At 68.8% G+C, this 15,612-nt stretch carries 11 protein-coding genes; 2 read left to right on the forward strand and 9 right to left on the reverse strand.

From position 1 onward, the window contains the following. Window positions 1–12: 12 nt before the first annotated feature. Window positions 13–1,341, reverse strand: coding sequence for a glutamate/aspartate:proton symporter GltP (gene gltP / locus GQ56_RS0106810; RefSeq protein ID WP_031397933.1), 1,329 nt, complete (start codon window positions 1,339–1,341; stop codon window positions 13–15). Window positions 1,342–1,516: 175 nt separating this feature from the next. Between gltP and GQ56_RS0106815 the strand changes: the two genes are divergently transcribed. Next, on the forward strand, window positions 1,517–2,548 hold the full coding sequence (locus GQ56_RS0106815; protein WP_235212646.1) for a LysR family transcriptional regulator: 1,032 nt from the start codon (window positions 1,517–1,519) through the stop codon (window positions 2,546–2,548). A gap of 122 nt (window positions 2,549–2,670) precedes the next feature. Here GQ56_RS0106815 and uvrA read toward each other — a convergent pair whose 3' ends face one another. From uvrA to GQ56_RS0106860, 8 genes are all read right to left on the reverse strand, one after another. Next, the gene (uvrA, locus tag GQ56_RS0106820) at window positions 2,671–8,574 is read right to left on the reverse strand and encodes an excinuclease ABC subunit UvrA (protein ID WP_031397935.1); all 5,904 of its coding nucleotides are present in this window, start codon (window positions 8,572–8,574) and stop codon (window positions 2,671–2,673) included. A gap of 204 nt (window positions 8,575–8,778) precedes the next feature. Then, on the reverse strand, window positions 8,779–9,120 hold the full coding sequence (locus GQ56_RS0106825; protein WP_031397936.1) for a cytochrome C oxidase subunit IV family protein: 342 nt from the start codon (window positions 9,118–9,120) through the stop codon (window positions 8,779–8,781). A gap of 6 nt (window positions 9,121–9,126) precedes the next feature. Beyond that, window positions 9,127–9,873 (reverse strand): heme-copper oxidase subunit III family protein, encoded by a 747-nt coding sequence (locus GQ56_RS0106830; RefSeq protein WP_031397937.1) that lies wholly within the window; start codon window positions 9,871–9,873, stop codon window positions 9,127–9,129. After that, complete coding sequence (locus GQ56_RS0106835) at window positions 9,870–10,481, reverse strand: cytochrome c oxidase subunit 3 (RefSeq protein ID WP_031397938.1); 612 nt, start codon at window positions 10,479–10,481, stop codon at window positions 9,870–9,872. Before GQ56_RS0106835 ends, GQ56_RS0106830 begins: the two co-directional genes overlap by 4 nt. Beyond that, a complete protein-coding gene (gene ctaD, locus GQ56_RS0106840; RefSeq protein WP_031397939.1) occupies window positions 10,478–12,232 on the reverse strand; it encodes a cytochrome c oxidase subunit I in 1,755 nt (584 codons plus the stop codon). The genes GQ56_RS0106835 and ctaD overlap by 4 nt, the downstream gene beginning before the upstream one ends. Window positions 12,233–12,243: 11 nt before the next feature. After that, a complete protein-coding gene (locus GQ56_RS0106845; protein ID WP_031397940.1) occupies window positions 12,244–13,392 on the reverse strand; it encodes a cytochrome c oxidase subunit II in 1,149 nt (382 codons plus the stop codon). 341 nt (window positions 13,393–13,733) lie between these two features. Continuing rightward, window positions 13,734–14,249 (reverse strand): hypothetical protein, encoded by a 516-nt coding sequence (locus GQ56_RS0106850; protein WP_031397941.1) that lies wholly within the window; start codon window positions 14,247–14,249, stop codon window positions 13,734–13,736. A 392-nt stretch (window positions 14,250–14,641) separates the two neighbouring features. Continuing rightward, window positions 14,642–15,151, reverse strand: a complete 510-nt coding sequence (locus GQ56_RS0106860; protein WP_031397942.1) for a hypothetical protein — start codon at window positions 15,149–15,151, stop codon at window positions 14,642–14,644. A gap of 229 nt (window positions 15,152–15,380) precedes the next feature. Here GQ56_RS0106860 and GQ56_RS44020 point away from each other — a divergent pair, with 229 nt between their 5' ends. Further along, entirely contained in the window at window positions 15,381–15,608 is a 228-nt protein-coding gene (locus GQ56_RS44020) for a hypothetical protein (protein WP_152601666.1), read from the forward strand. Window positions 15,609–15,612 lie beyond the last annotated feature (4 nt).

The following is a 15,612-nucleotide window of genomic DNA, read 5'->3' on the forward strand; positions in this document are numbered from 1 at the left end:
GCATGGCGACGTTCAGCCGCGCAGCGATTCGAGGTACGCGCGGCCCTTGTCCGCGTCGTAGCGGCCTTCCCATTTCGCGATGACGAGCGGCGCGAGTGCGTTGCCGACGACGTTCAGCGCGGTGCGGCCCATGTCCATGATCCGGTCGACGCCGGCGATGAACGCCAGCCCTTCGAGCGGCAACCCGGCGCTCGCGAGCGTCGCGAGCATGATCACGAACATGAAGCCCGGCACGCCGGCGGCTCCCTTCGACGTGACGACCATGGTCAGCGTCAGCAGGATCTGCTGCTGCCAGCCGAGATGCACGCCGTAGAGCTGCGCGACGAACAGCGTGCCGATGCCGAGATAGATCGACGCACCGTCGAGGTTGAACGTGTAGCCGGTGGGCACCACGAACGTCGTGATGCTCTTCGGCACGCCGTAGTCCTCCATCTTCTTCATCAACTGCGGCAGCACCGTCGCCGAACTGCAGGTCGAGAACGCGATGATCAGCTCGTCCTTGATCACGCGCAGCAGCGTGAAGATGCGGAACCCGAACAGCCGCGCGGTCAGGCCGAGCACCGCGATCCCGAACACCAGGATCGCGAAGTACGTCACGGCGACCAGCTTCAGCAGCGGCATCAGCGACCCGAAACCGAAGCTCGCGACCGTGACCGCGATCAGCGCGAATACGCCGACGGGCGCATAGCGCATCACCATGTTCGTCACCTTGAACATCGCGTCGGCGACGCCCTTGAGCATCGCGAGCACCGGCTTGCGGTGCTCTTCCGGGACCGATTGCAGACCGAGCCCGAACAGCAGCGAGAAGAAGATCACCGGCAACAGGTCGCCCTTCGCCATCGACGCGACGATGTTGTCGGGAATGATGCCGAGCACCAGCGCCATCAACCCGTGGTGCGCCTGCTGCACCTGCTGCGTCGCTTGCTGGTAGCGGGAAATGTCGGTGTGCCCGAGCTGCGACATGTCGGTGCCGACGCCCGGCTGCAGCACGTTGCCGATCACGAGCCCGAGCACGATCGCGATCGTGGTGATCACCTCGAAATAGAGCAGCGTCTTCAGGCCGATGCGGCCGAGCGACTTGCCGTCGCCCACCCCGGCGATGCCGATCACCATGCTCGTGAACACGATCGGCACGACGATCATCCGCACCAGCCTGATGAAGATGTCGCCGGCCGGCTGAAGCAACCCGGAAACGGCGGCGTCGCGCAACGACGGGAACCGGTTCAGGACGAGCCCGGTCGCGATGCCGATGACGAGCCCGATGGCGATCTGCCATGCAAGACCGATGCGCGGCTTGCGCGCCGCTTCGTGGACGGGCGGGGAGTCGATGACGGTGTCCATGCTGTCTCCGGAAATGAGGGGGCGATCGAACGCCGGGGGCGATGCGGCGCGCTTTCTGACGAGTGCACGCGTCGGGCAACGCAACGGGAGAACCTTAAGCGGCCGAAACAGGTAAAAAAAGCGATTTTTTGATATGCGAAAATATCGCTTTTATTCATCTATCGAGCGACAGACGATGCTCACGTTCAAGCAGATGGAAGCGCTGTACTGGATCGTGCAACTCGGCACCTTCGACGCGGCGGCGACGCGTCTCAACACGACGCAGTCGGCCGTGTCGAAGCGGATCCAGGAACTCGAACGCGCGTTCGACCTGACCGTGTTCGACCGCGCTCATCGCAGCGCCCGGCTCACCGACAAGGGCGCCGAACTGTTCGATCACGCGAAGGAGTTGCTCGAGCAGCGCGACCGCGTCGTCGAGCGGATGATTTCGAAGGAAGCGCTGGTGCGGCACGTCCGGATCGGCGTGACCGAATTGACCGCGCTGACGTGGCTGCCGCGCCTGATTGCGGCGATCCAGGCCGCCTATCCACGGGTGCACGTCGAGGCGGAGGTGGACCTGACCGCGACGCTGCGCGAGCGGCTCGCGGCCGACACGATCGACCTGATCGTCGTCCCGCAGATTCACGCGACGGAATCGTTCGCGGCGACGGTGGTGGGCGAAGTCGACAATGCATGGATGTGCGCAGCCGGGCTCGTGCCGAAACGGAAGACGGCCCTCTCGCTGGCGGACATCGCCCAATTTCCGCTCATCCTGCAAGGCAACCTGTCGGGCACGGGGCACCTGTACACGCGCTTCCTGCAGGAACACGGCGTCGCGATGCAGCGCGTGCTGACGAGCAACAGCCTGATCGCGCAGATCGGCCTGGCGCTGTCGGGGCTGGGCGTCAGCTATCTGCCGAAGGCATGCGTCGCGCACCTGGTCGCCTGCGAGGCGCTGAATATCGTGCGGACTCGCCCGGCGCTGCCGCCGGTTCGCTACGTCGCACTGCATCGGCAGGGACAGGGGCAGACGCATACGCTGACGGCGGAGATCGTCCGGCTGGCAGCCCGGACCTGCGATTTCAGCACGAACCTGCTGGATCCGGGGGCGCACACCGTCGTCGATGCATCACGCATCGGCAAGGTTGCCGAAAACGTACGGGAGGGCCCGGGCGGGCCCTCCATGAACAGCACGCCGACCGTCAAGAAGCCGTCAGGCGGCCGGTAGGCGGGCGCTCAGTGATACGGCGAAGCGGCGTACTCAAGCCGGGCCGCTCCCTTCGGCCACGAGTCCGCTGACCGAAGGGAACCGGCGCCCGGCAGCGGGCCTGCCGACGCGCGGCGTCGTGCTCAACCGACCCGCGCTTCGCCTTGCCGCGCCGCTTCGCCCTCGTCCCCGCCCGTGCGGGCGAGCACCGGCCGGAGCGCCTGCCCCGTGTGGCTCGCGGCCGTTTCCGCGAGCGCTTCCGGCGTCGCCGCCGCGACGATCTTGCCGCCGCCCACGCCGCCTTCCGGCCCGAGATCGATGATCCAGTCGGCTTCCGCGATCACGTCGAGGTCATGCTCGATCACGACGACGCTGTGCCCCGCATCGACGAGCCGGTGCAGCACGCGGATCAGCTTCGCGACGTCCGCCATGTGCAGGCCGACCGTCGGCTCGTCGAGCACGTACAGCGTATGCGGCGCCTTCTGGCCGCGCCGCGTGATGTCGTCGCGCACCTTCGTCAGCTCGGTGACGAGCTTGATGCGCTGCGCCTCGCCGCCGGACAGCGTCGGCGACGGCTGGCCGAGCGTCAGGTATCCGAGGCCGACATCCTTCATCAGTTGCAGCGGATGCGCGATGTTCGAGATCGGCGCGAAGAACTCCACCGCCTCGTCGATCTCCATCGTCAGCACGTCGCCGATGTTCCGGCCGCGCCACGTGACGGCGAGCGTCTCCGGGTTGAAGCGCTGCCCGTGACAGACGTCGCACGGCACCTTGACGTCGGGCAGGAAGCTCATGCCGATCGTCCGCACGCCCTGGCCCTCGCACGCGGGGCAGCGCCCGTCGCCGGTGTTGAACGAGAAACGCGACGCCGTGTAGCCGCGCGCACGCGCTTCGAGCGTATCGGCGAACAGCTTGCGGATCGTGTCCCACACGCCGATATAGGTGGCCGGACACGAACGCGGCGTCTTGCCGATCGGCGTCTGGTCGACTTCGAGCACGCGGTCGATCTGTTCCCAGCCGCTCAGCGACTCGCAGCCCTGCCATGCATGCGTGATGTTCAGCGACGGCCGCGGCGCGCTGCGCGCCAGCACGCTCGAGCGGCGGTTGGCGGCCGGCGCGTCCTGCTGCGCGGCCTTGCGCGCGCGCCGCGTGGCCGGCGACGACAACACCGAGCGGCCGACCGCGTCGAGCAGGTTCGTCATCAGCACGTCGCGCGCGAGCGTCGACTTGCCCGACCCGCTCACGCCCGTCACCGCGACGAGCCGCGCGAGCGGAATGCCGACCGTGACGTCGCGCAGATTGTGCAGCCGGGCCCCGTGCACGGTCAGCCACGCGTCCGGCACCGCGGCCGCGCCCTTCCTGCCCGGCAGGCTCACGCTCCGGCGCGGCTGCAGCGGGTGCATCATCGGCTGTGCGAGCAGGCGCCCCGTCACCGAATCGGGCTGCGCGGCCAGATCCGCGACCGCGCCCTGCGCGACCAGCGTGCCGCCGCGCTTGCCCGCGCCCGGGCCGACGTCGATGATGTGATCGGCACGGCGGATCGTGTCCTCGTCATGCTCGACGACCACGAGCGTGTTGCCCTTGTCGCCGAGCTTGCGCAGCGCGTCCAGCAGGATCTGGTTGTCGCGCGGATGCAGGCCGATCGTCGGTTCGTCGAGCACGTAGCACACGCCCTGCAGGTTGCTGCCGAGCTGCGCGGCGAGCCGGATGCGCTGCGCTTCGCCGCCCGACAGGCTCGGCGCCGCGCGATCGAGACTCAGGTAGCCGAGCCCGACTTCCTCGAGGAACGCGAGGCGGCTGCCGATCTCGCTGACGATGTCGCGCGCGATCTGCGCGTCGCGCCCGCTGAGTTCCAGCCCGTCGATCCAGCGCCGCGTGTCCGACACCGTCCACTGCGCGACCTCGACGATCGGATGCGCATCGAACGTGACCGCGCGCGCGGACGGGTTCAGCCGGGTGCCGCCGCAATCCGGGCACGGCTCGTTGCCGACGCCTTCCGGTTCCTGCTCGTCCGACGGCAGCGTCTGCTCGCGGCCGCGATCGTCGCCGGCCAGCACCGTGTCGTCGTACGCCGCGCGCTGCTCGCGCGTGAGCGTGACGCCGGTGCCGACGCAGGTCGTGCACCAGCCATGCTTGCTGTTGTACGAGAACATCCGCGGATCGAGTTCCGGGTAGCTCGTGCCGCACACCGGGCAGGCGCGCTTGACCGACAGCACCTTGATCGTGCCGACGCGCGCGGTCGAATGATCGTTCCGCATCGCGTCGTGCAGCCCGTCGAGCGGCGCGAGCAGATGCATCACGCCCTTGCCCAGCTCGAGCGTTTCGTCGAGCGCGCGCCGCAACCCGGCTTCGTCGTCGGGCGATACGACAATGTCGGCCACCGGCAGCTCGATCGTGTGCTCGCGGAAGCGGTCGAGCTTCGGCCACGGATCGACCGGCACGAACTCGCCGTCGACGCGCAGATGCGTGCTGCCGCGCGCCTTCGCCCACTTCGCGAGATCCGTATAGACGCCCTTGCGGTTGACGACGAGCGGCGCGAGCAACCCGACGTGCTCGCCGCGATGGTCGCGCAGCAACTGCGCGGCGATCGATTCGACCGATTGGGACGTGACCGGCGTACCGTCGTGGATGCAATGCTGCAGGCCGAGCTTCACGTACAGCAGCCGCAGGAAATGCCAGACCTCCGACGTGGTCGCGACCGTACTCTTGCGGCCGCCGCGCGACAGCCGCTGCTCGATCGCGACGGTCGGCGGAATGCCGTACACCGCGTCGACCTCGGGGCGCCCGGCCGGCTGCACGATCGAACGCGCATACGCGTTCAGCGATTCGAGGTAGCGGCGCTGGCCCTCGTGGAACAGGATGTCGAACGCGAGCGTCGACTTGCCGGAACCCGACACGCCGGTGATCACGTTGAACTTGCCGTGCGGGATGTCGACGTCGAGCGCCTTCAGGTTGTGCTCGCGCGCGTTGACGATCCGCACGACGTCCTCGCCTTCGATCGCGCGCCGTTCGCGCGCCGCGTTCAGCACCGCCTGCAGCGGCACGCCTTCGTCGGCCGGCGCCCGGTCGGCATCCATCGCGCGATCGTATTGCAGCAGCGCCACGCCCGTATGCGATTCGGCACAGGCCTTCACGTCGTCGGGCGTGCCCGCGCACAGCACGCGGCCGCCGCCGTCGCCGCCTTCCGGGCCGAGATCGATCAGCCAGTCGGCCGCGCGGATCACGTCGAGGTTGTGCTCGATCACGATCAGCGAATGGCCGGCCGCGAGCAGCTTGCCGAACGCCTGCATCAGCTTCGCGATGTCGTCGAAGTGCAGCCCGGTGGTCGGCTCGTCGAACATGAACAGCTTGGCCCGCGCGATGCGCGCCTCTTCCGTGACGACCCGGCGCCCGTTGCCGGCCGCCGCGGATTCGGCCAGGAAGCCTGCCAGCTTCAGGCGCTGCGCCTCACCGCCCGACAGCGTCGGCACCGGCTGGCCGAGCTTCACGTATTCGAGGCCGACGTCGACGATCGGCTGCAGCACGCGCAGCACCTCGGCGTCCGTCGCGAAAAACGCCGCCGCCTCGCTGACGGTCAGGTCGAGCACGTCGGCAATGCTCAGCGCGCGGCCGTCGCGCTCGAGGCGTACCTCGAGGATCTCGGCGCGGTAGCGGCTGCCGTCGCAATCCGGGCAGCGCAGGTAGACGTCGCTCAGGAACTGCATCTCGATGTGCTCGAAGCCCGAGCCGCCGCACGTCGGGCAACGGCCGTCGCCCGAGTTGAAGCTGAACGTGCCGGCGCCGTAGCCGCGTTGCAGCGCGAGCGGCGCCTTCGCGAACAGCTTGCGGATCTCGTCGAACGCGCCGACATAGCTCGCCGGGTTCGAACGCGTGGTCTTGCCGATCGGCGACTGGTCGACGAACACGACGTCGCCCACCTGGTCCGCGCCGGTGAGGCCGCGATACGCGCCCGGCGACTCGGTCGCCTTGCCGTGGTGCCGCGCCATCGCCGGATAGAGCACGTCCTGCAGCAGCGTGGATTTGCCGGACCCCGACACGCCCGTCACGCAGACGAGCCGCTGCAGCGGAATCTCGACCGTCACGTCGCGCAGGTTGTGTTCGGTCGCGCCGTCGAGCACGATGCGCGGCGTGTGCGCGTCGACCGGCCGGCGCGCCCAGTTCGACGCATGCGCGACATGCTTGCGGCCGCCGAGATACTCGCCGGTCAGCGTGTGCGCCGACCGGATGTCGCCCGGCGTGCCGTCGTAGACGATCGTGCCGCCGCGCTCGCCCGGGCCGGGCCCCATGTCGATCAGCCGGTCGGCCGCGAGCATCACGGAGGGATCGTGCTCGACGACGACCAGCGTATTGCCCGCGTCGCGCAGCCGCTGCATCGCCTCGACGATCCGCGTGAGATCGCGCGGATGCAGCCCGATGCTCGGCTCGTCGAGCACGAACAGCGTTTTCGTGAGCGACGTGCCGAGCGCCGTCGTCAGGTTGATCCGCTGAACCTCCCCGCCCGACAGCGTGCGGCTCTGCCGGTCGAGCGTCAGGTAGCCGAGCCCGACGTCGCACAGGTATTTGAGACGCGTGCGCACCTCGGCGAGCAGCAGCTTCAGCGCGTCGTCGAGCAGCGCGCTCGGCAGGCTGATTCCGTCGAAGAAGCGGCGGATGCGCTCGATCGGCAGCAGCATCAGGTCGTGCACGGTCAGGCCCGGCAGCGCCTCGAGCTGCGCGCGGCTCCAGTCGACGCCGCGCGGCATGAAACGGCCGGCCGGCGCGAGCACAGCGTCGGCGTTCTCTTTCGAGCCGAGCCGCCACTGCAGCGATTCCGTCTTCAGGCGCGCGCCGCCGCAGACCTCGCACGGCGTGTAGCTGCGGTATTTCGACAGCAGCACGCGGATGTGCATCTTGTACGCTTTCGATTCGAGGTAGCCGAAGAAGCGCTTCACGCCGTACCACTGGCTCTGCCACTTGCCGTTCCATTCCGGCGAGCCGTTGACGACCCAGTCGCGCTCGGCGTCCGACAGCTCGGACCACGGCGTATCGCGCGGGATGCCGGCCTTCGCCGCGTAGCGCATCAGGTCGTCCTGGCATTCCTTCCAGGCGGGCGTCTGCATCGGCTTGATCGCGCCGCCGCGCAGCGTCTTGCGCGCGTCGGGAATCACGAGGCCGAGATCGACGCCGATCACGCGGCCGAAGCCGCGGCAGGTCTCGCACGCGCCGTACGCCGAGTTGAACGAGAACAGCGCCGCCTGCGGCTCCGCGTAGCGCAGGTCGCTATCGGGATCGTGGAGCCCGGTGGAGAAGCGCCACACCTGCGGCTCGGCCGCCGCGGATTCCGCGTTGCCCGGCTCCGGCGCGAGCACGTACACGTTCACGCGCCCGCCGCCGCGCTTGAGCGACGCCTCGATCGCCTCGACGACCCGCACCTTGTCCGCCTGCTGCACGCGGAAGCGGTCGGCCACCACGTCGAGCACCTTGCGCGGCCCGGTGGGCGACGCGACCTCGCGCTGCGCCTGCACGCGCGTGTAGCCGCTCGCGGACAGCCACTGCGCAACCTCGTCGTCGGACGCCGTTTCGGGCAGCTCGACCGGGAACGTGACGACGACGCGCGGATCGTCCGCCCGCGTGCGCGCGACGAGATCCGCGTAGATCGTTTCCGGCGAGTCGTGCCGCACCGCCCGCGCGGTCTTGCGGTCGAACAGCTCGGCCGCGCGCGCGTACAGCAGCTTCAGGTGATCGTTCAGCTCGGTCATCGTGCCGACGGTCGAGCGCGAACTGCGCACCGGGTTGGTCTGGTCGATCGCGATCGCGGGCGGCACGCCGTCGACGCGCTCGACCTGCGGGCGATCCATCCGGTCGAGGAACTGCCGCGCGTACGCGCTGAACGTCTCGACATAGCGCCGCTGGCCTTCCGCGTACAGCGTATCGAACACGAGGCTCGACTTGCCGGAACCCGACGGGCCGGTGACGACCGTCATTTCGCCGGTGCGCAGGTCGAGATCGACATTCTTGAGGTTGTGCTGACGTGCTCCGCGAATGCGGATCAGATTGCTGGATGCCAATTTGCCTGCCCGTCTGAATGAGTTAGCCAGAGTTCACGGTGCCGGAACGCTGCGGCGGATGCCCGCAGGCGCGGCGCGCGCGCCGCGGGGGTGCGCCCGCGCGGCTCGAATTCGACGGATACTATACTGTATATTCATACAGTTTTCCATGACGACCCTGAGGTCGTCATGGGCAGGCGGCCGTGCAACGCGCTGCCGCCTGCCTCACCGGAAGAAGAGTTCCCGCACGCCGAGCGTGTGATGCGCCTCGGCGGCCATCAGCACCATGAGCACCAGCAGGCACAGCGGCGGGATCAGGATCGCATACACCAGCGCCAGCCGCTCCCACAGCATGTGCATGAAGACCGACACGATCAGCCCGGCCTTGGCGATCATCAGCGCGACGATCAGCCCCCAGCGCGGCAGGCCCTGCACGCGGAAGTAGTCGACCAGGTAGGACATCGTGCTCAGCAGGAACAGCAGGCCCCAGATCTTCAGGTACAGGCCGACCGGATGCTGCTGGCCGTGCGCGGGGCCGGGTCGACCGGCGGGATCGGCAGGATTCATGGCCCGTCACCACAAGTAGAACAGCGCGAAGATGAACACCCACACCAGGTCGACGAAATGCCAGTACAGGCCGGCAATCTCGACGATCTGGAAATTGCCGTGCGCGTCGAACCCCGGCCGCCGGATCCTGCGCGCGACCAGCAGCAGGTAGATCACGCCGCAGGTCACGTGAAAGCCGTGGAATCCGGTGATCGCGAAAAAGCACGCGCCGAACTGCGCCGCGCCCAGCGGGTTGCCCCATGGCCGGATCCCTTCGTGGACGATCAGCTTGGTCCATTCGAGGGCCTGCATCGACACGAAGGTCGCGCCCAGCAGCGCGGTCGCGAGCAGCAGCGCGCCGGCGCGCCGGGCGTTGCGCCGGTAGCCGAAGTTGACCGCCATCGCCATGGTGCCGCTGCTCGTGATCAGGATGAACGTCATGACGGCGATCAGCAGCAGCGGCACGTCGAGGCCGCCCACCGTGAGCGCGAACACCCGGGACGTATCGGGCCACGGCGCGGTGGTCGAGATGCGCACCGTCATGTAGCCGATCAGGAAGCTGCTGAAGACGAAGGTGTCCGACAGCAGGAAGATCCACATCATCGCCTTGCCCCACGGCACCTTGAAGGCTTCGCGGTCGGCCGACCAGTCCGCGACGATGCCGCGCCAGCCGTCGGGCCCGCCATCGGGCGACGCGGGCGCGGCCGGTTCGCCGCCGGAGGCACCGGATGCACCGGATGCACCGGATGCACCGGGGAGCACGGGCGAGGTCATGGCGCGGCTCCGTACAGCGGCCCGCAGATATCGGCGACGATTCCGGGGGTGAGCCACCACATCGCGGCCAGCAGCGCGAGCCAGACAGCCAGCAGGAAATGCCAGTAGAGCGCGCAGAGCGCGATGGCGCGCCCGACCCGCGGCGGATCCGCGCGCCGCAGGCGCGCGACCGTCATGCCCCACGCCGCCAGCCCGCCCAGCACATGCAGCCCGTGCAGGCCGGTCAGCAGGTAAAGGAAGCTGTCGGAGGGATTGACGGCCACGGTCTGCCCGGCCGCGGCCAGCTGGCGCCACGCGCTCAGTTGCCCGATCACGAACAGGGCCGCCAGCACGCCGCCCGCCACGAGCCACGCCGCGCGGTACGGGCCCGTCCGCCGCGCCCGCTGCATGGCCGCGCCGGCCAGCGCCAGCACGACGGTGTTCCACCACAGCAGCGCCGGATGCGGGACCGGCTGCCAGTCGGGCTCGCGCATGCGCATCCCGTAGGCGAGCAGCAGCAACGCAAACAGCGTCGTGGCCACGGCCATGAAGACGAACAGGCCGGTGCGCCCCGCATTCGGCAGCGCCGGGCGCGCGTCGGGCGCGAAGGGGCGCGGCAGCGTGGTCATTCGCGCGCCTCGCCGGGATGAAGCGTCGGCCGGGCCGGCTCGGGCGGCGCCGCGGGCGGCTGGTTTTGCGGGACGAAATCCTGCTCCTGCCCCGGCGGGCTGTATTCGTATGCCCAGCGATAGACGACGGGCAGCGCGGCGCCCCAGTTGCCGTGTTGCGGCGGCGTATGCGGCGTCTGCCATTCGAGCGTGGTGGCGCGCCACGGGTTGCCGTCGGCGCGCCTGCCGCGCACGAGACTCCACGCCAGGTTGAACAGGAACAGCAACTGCGCCGCCGCGACGACCAGCGCGACGACGGTGATGAAGGTATTGAGCGTCTGCGCCGATTGCGGAATGAAGCTGTAGCCCTGATAGGCGTAATAGCGTCGCGGCATGCCCAGCAGGCCGAGATAGTGCATCGGGAAGTAGATCGCATAGGTGCCGACGAAGGTGATCCAGAAGTGCGCGCGCCCGAGCGTGTCGTCGAGCATGCGGCCCGTCACCTTCGGATACCAGTGGTAGAGCCCGCCGAACACGACCAGGATCGGCGACACGGCCATCACCATGTGGAAGTGCGCAACCACGAAGTACGTGTTCGACAGCGGAATGTCCACGCTCACGTTGCCGAGGTAGAGCCCGGTCAGCCCGCCCAGGACGAAGGTGCTGACGAAGCCGATGGCGAACAGCATCGGCACGGTCAGGTGGATGTCGCCGCGCCACAGCGTCAGCACCCAGTTGTAGACCTTGAGCGCGGTCGGCACGGCGATGATCAGCGTCGTGGTGGCGAAGAAGAAGCCGAAATACGGATTCATGCCGGCGATGAACATGTGGTGGGCCCAGACCACGAAGCTCAGCGCGCCGATGATCACGATCGCCCACACCATCATCCGGTAGCCGAAGATGCTCTTGCGCGCGTGCGTGCTGATGAGGTCCGACGCGATGCCGAAGGCCGGCAGCGCGACGATGTAGACCTCCGGATGCCCGAAGAACCAGAACAGGTGCTGGAACAGCAGCGGGCTGCCGCCGGCATGCCTGAGCGTCTGCCCCATCGACACCACGGCCGGCATGAAGAAGCTGGTGCCCAGCGTCCTGTCGAGCAGCATCATCACCGCCGACACGAACAGCGCCGGAAACGCCAGCAGCGCCATGACGGTCGCGATGAAGATGCCCCACACCGTGAGCGGCATGCGCATCAGCGTCATGCCGCGCGTGCGCGCCTGCAGCGTGGTGGTGACGTAGTTCAGGCCGCCCATCGTCGCCGCGACGATGAAGATCGCGAGCGACACCAGCATCAGCACGATGCCCCACTCCACGCCCGGCGTGCCGGGCAGGATCGCCTGCGGCGGATACAGCGTCCAGCCCGCGCCGGTGGGCCCGCCCGGCACGAAGAAGCTCGCCAGCAGCACCAGCACGGCCAGCAGGTAGACCCAGTAGCTCAGCATGTTGAGGAACGGGAACACCATGTCGCGCGCGCCCAGCATCAGCGGGATCAGGTAGTTGCCGAAGCCGCCCAGGAACAGCGCCGTCAGCAGGTAGATCACCATGATCATCCCGTGCATGGTGACGAACTGGTAGTAGTGGCTGGCGTCGATGAAGCCGAACCGGCCCGGGAAGCCGAGCTGCAGCCGCATCAGGTCCGACAGCACCAGGCCGACCAGGCCGACGGCGATCGCCGTCAGCGCGTACTGCACCGCGATGACCTTGTGGTCCTGGCTCCAGACATAGCGCGTCCAGAAACCGTGCGGGGCGTGATCGGTGTGTGCGTAAGGCATGGCGGGCTCCGCTACGGCCGGGCGGCGGTGCGGGCGGGCGGCCCGCCCTGCGCCTCGATATAGGCGACCAGCGCGGCCAGCTCCGGCTCGCTCAGGTCGAAGTGCGGCATCACCGGCGCGTAGCCCTTCACGACGCGGGCCGTCGGGTCGCGGATGAACGCGCGCAGATAGGCTTCGTCCACCTTCGCGGTGCTGCCGTCGGCCATCGTTTCGGTCTTGCCGTACAGGCCCTTCCAGGTCGGCCCCACGCGCGGGCTGCCGTCCACGGTATGACACGCGACGCAGCCCCTGGACGCCGCGAGCGCGCGGCCCTGTTCGACCAGCGCCGCCGCGCTGCCGCCGGCGGCGGCAGGCGCGGCCTGCGCGCGGGCCTGCTGCCGCTGCGCGAACGTGGCCTGCCGCGCGAGCCAGCCCTGGAACGACGCTTCATCCTCCACCACCACCACGCCGTGCATGCTCGAGTGCCCGATGCCGCAGAGCTGCGCGCACAGGATGTCGTAGCGCCCCGCCCGGGTCGGCGTGAACCAGAAAGTGGTGACCATGCCCGGCACCATGTTCATGCGGGCCCGGAACGGCGGGACGTAGAAGTCGTGCAGCACGTCGCGCGAACGCGCGAGGACCTGGATCGGCCGGTTGAGCGGCAGGTGCACCTCGGGCGTCTCGATCAGGTAGTTATCCTGACCGTTCGGGTCGGCGGGATTGAGGCCGAACGGGTTGTCGTCGGTGATGTAGCGCACGTCCGTCGTGCCGAGCTTGCCGCCGGGGCCGGCGAAGCGGAAGCGCCACTGCCATTGCTGGCCGAGCACCTCCATCTGCAGCACCCCGTGCGGCGGCCGTACGTAGTCCGCGTAGACGAACAGGCCCGGCGCGAGCAACGCCGCCACGCCGGCGGCGGTCAGGCCGATCAGCCACCATTCCAGCCGCTTGTTGTGTGGCTCATATGCGGCGCGATGTCCGCCGCGATGGCGGTAGCGCAGCAGCGCCACCACGATGAACAGGTTGATCGCGATGAAGAATGCGCCGGTGATGACGAGCGTGATCGTCAGCATGTCGTCCATGCGCACCCAGTTCGACGCGATCGGCGTGATCCACCAGGGGCTGGCAAAGTGAAACCCCACCGCCAGGACGACGATCAGGATCAGGGCAATCGCAAGCGCCATAAGCCGCCTCGTTGCGTGTCACTCGCCGGAGCCGCCGGCACGACGCTCCCGGCGGCGGCGTGCGGCCTCGTCGCACCGTGTATTCGTCTGCGTCGGCGCGTCTGCCGGGACCGCTGCGCCACGCGTTTTCAACGACGGCTCCATACCAAAGGTAGTCCGCGCCGCCGCGTCTCGCAAGGCAGCGGCGGAAGCGTCGCGCCGTTGCGCAAGCCGCCCGGACGGCGGCGTCACGCGTGGCGCAGCCGTGCGCCACGGCCGCGTCCGGCACGCGTCGCGCGAGTGGCTGTCTCGCGAGGGCGCCGGGTGTTCAGTCGCGCTGCGGCAGGAACGGCGGCGGCGCGTCAGCCCGCCTCGCCCGGATTGCGCCATCGTTCCAGCTTGCCGTAGGCGACGGCCGCCACCACGCCGAACAGCAGGTTCGCCAGCAACGGTCCGGAACCCCGCTCCGAGACGAACCACGGGAACACGGCCGTCATCACGTAAAAGTTCCATCCGTACACGACGATCCCGAACGCCAGCCCGATCACGGCCTCCATGCCCACGCTCGAATCGAAGCGGAACGGCGCCATGATCGCGGCGAGCATCATCCCCATGATCGCGCCGAGCACGTAGTGCAGCAGCAGCGCCATCGCCACGATCTCGAGACTGAATTGCGACAGCTGACCGAGCGCGCTGCGGCCCATCACCATCGCCGCGATCTTGTGGGTCGGCTGCCACGGGCTCTCGCCGAGCACCAGGGTCGACCAGAAGAATTCCAGCACGATCACCAGCGCGCCGCCCGCAAGGCCGGCCACGGCGGCGGCGACCCAGTCGGGCGTGCGACGCGCCCAATGATGGGATTGAATGTGCAGTTCCATACGACCTCCTCGCCGACGATTCCACGCCGGCACTCGGGTTCGGAAGGCGCGATGCGCGTCGGGCGCGGGCTTCCTGCGCGATCCGGAATGGCAGCTCGCGGCGCGGCGGCAGCCGGCGAACCGGCCCGCACGTTGCGCGGCACCGCGGCGTTCCGCTCGCGGCTCTGCATCGGCGTGTCGGCTGGCAACGCGGCGCGGCGTTGTCCGGTTCGCTCATCGGGCGACGCGCACGACCGGTGCGCGCTGACGAATACGGCCCGCCTCGCCGGACGGCGGCTGCGCGAACCGTGCGGCAACGCCGGGGCCGAACGCATCGGGACGCATCGGCACGCCGTCCGCGATTGCGCCAGGGCGCCGGCGCGCCCGGGGCCGGAAAGGCCGGCCTTCGCGCGTCAGGGGAAGATCGGGGTCGTCGGCTCGGCGCCTTCGAGGTCCGCCTTCGGAAAATGCTGGGCGACCATCTGCTCGATTTCCTGCTCCCGCAACGCCGGGACGTCGGCCATGATCAGGATCTGGCCTTCCCGGATGGCTTCGCGAAACCGCTGGAGCCGGCCGTTCGGCTCGGCGATGCCGATCATCGCGGCCGTCCACGCCCCAAAGCCCGCGCCCGCCAGCGTCAGGGCGACGACGGCGCCGCCCGCGATCACGAGTTCCGCGGGCGGGAACACCAGCGCGACCAGGCCGATGAGCGCACCCGTCGCGCCGCCGAGCGCCACGCCGCGCTCGAGCGCATGAACGACATCGCTGCTTTGCAGCAACGATGCTTCGGGCAACTGATCGAGTGTGACGCTGTGGTCGGCGAGAACGTGGATATGGCGCCAGATGATACGTGCGCGCAGCAAATCGTCGACGATCGCCTTCGCCATCAGCGTATCGGGCACGAGGAAATAAAGGCGTCTCATGTTGGCACCCCTTTTCTGCCATCCGCTCCCTCACGCGGGAGCGTCTTCTATTTTATGTCACCCGCAGCCATGCGGTGATCGCACATGGATGATCCTTGGCGCAGCCTGCGCGACTCGCGACTCGTGGCTCGTGGCTCGTGGCTCGTGGCTCGTGGCTCGTGGCTCGTGGCTCGTGGCGGCGAGCGTACCGCGTGGCCGGTCATGCGATCCGGTGTTCCGTGCAGGCGGCATGCGCAACGCCGGGCGTGGATTCCTCGATCCAGCCGGCAGGCGGGAACCGCTACCATGCGCCCGGAATCTTCTGGTTTACGGCGATGAAGCCGATGCGGTCGCCTGGAACGGACGACGCGGGTATCTGCAGGGCGCGCTGTCGTCGCAGCAACCGCAACTACCGCCGGCAAGAACGGCCGGTTTGATTCGCGCCGAATGGCTCGCGGCACCGATCGCGGCCGACTGACGAC

The sequence above is a fragment of the Burkholderia paludis genome, assembly GCF_000732615.1.
GTDB classification, from domain to species: Bacteria; Pseudomonadota; Gammaproteobacteria; order Burkholderiales; family Burkholderiaceae; genus Burkholderia; species Burkholderia paludis.

Bases quoted from the DNA above. Each gene is read 5' to 3' on its own strand.
- GQ56_RS0106860 (WP_031397942.1), bottom strand. From the start codon at position 15,151: ATGAGACGCCTTTATTTCCTCGTGCCCGATACGCTGATGGCGAAGGCG.
- GQ56_RS0106815 (WP_235212646.1), top strand. From the start codon at position 1,517: ATGCTCACGTTCAAGCAGATGGAAGCGCTGTACTGGATCGTGCAACTC.
- gltP (WP_031397933.1), bottom strand. From the start codon at position 1,341: ATGGACACCGTCATCGACTCCCCGCCCGTCCACGAAGCGGCGCGCAAG.
- GQ56_RS0106835 (WP_031397938.1), bottom strand. From the start codon at position 10,481: ATGACCACGCTGCCGCGCCCCTTCGCGCCCGACGCGCGCCCGGCGCTG.
- GQ56_RS0106830 (WP_031397937.1), bottom strand. From the start codon at position 9,873: ATGACCTCGCCCGTGCTCCCCGGTGCATCCGGTGCATCCGGTGCATCC.
- GQ56_RS44020 (WP_152601666.1), top strand. From the start codon at position 15,381: ATGCGCAACGCCGGGCGTGGATTCCTCGATCCAGCCGGCAGGCGGGAA.
- ctaD (WP_031397939.1), bottom strand. From the start codon at position 12,232: ATGCCTTACGCACACACCGATCACGCCCCGCACGGTTTCTGGACGCGC.
- GQ56_RS0106850 (WP_031397941.1), bottom strand. From the start codon at position 14,249: ATGGAACTGCACATTCAATCCCATCATTGGGCGCGTCGCACGCCCGAC.
- GQ56_RS0106825 (WP_031397936.1), bottom strand. From the start codon at position 9,120: ATGAATCCTGCCGATCCCGCCGGTCGACCCGGCCCCGCGCACGGCCAG.
- GQ56_RS0106845 (WP_031397940.1), bottom strand. From the start codon at position 13,392: ATGGCGCTTGCGATTGCCCTGATCCTGATCGTCGTCCTGGCGGTGGGG.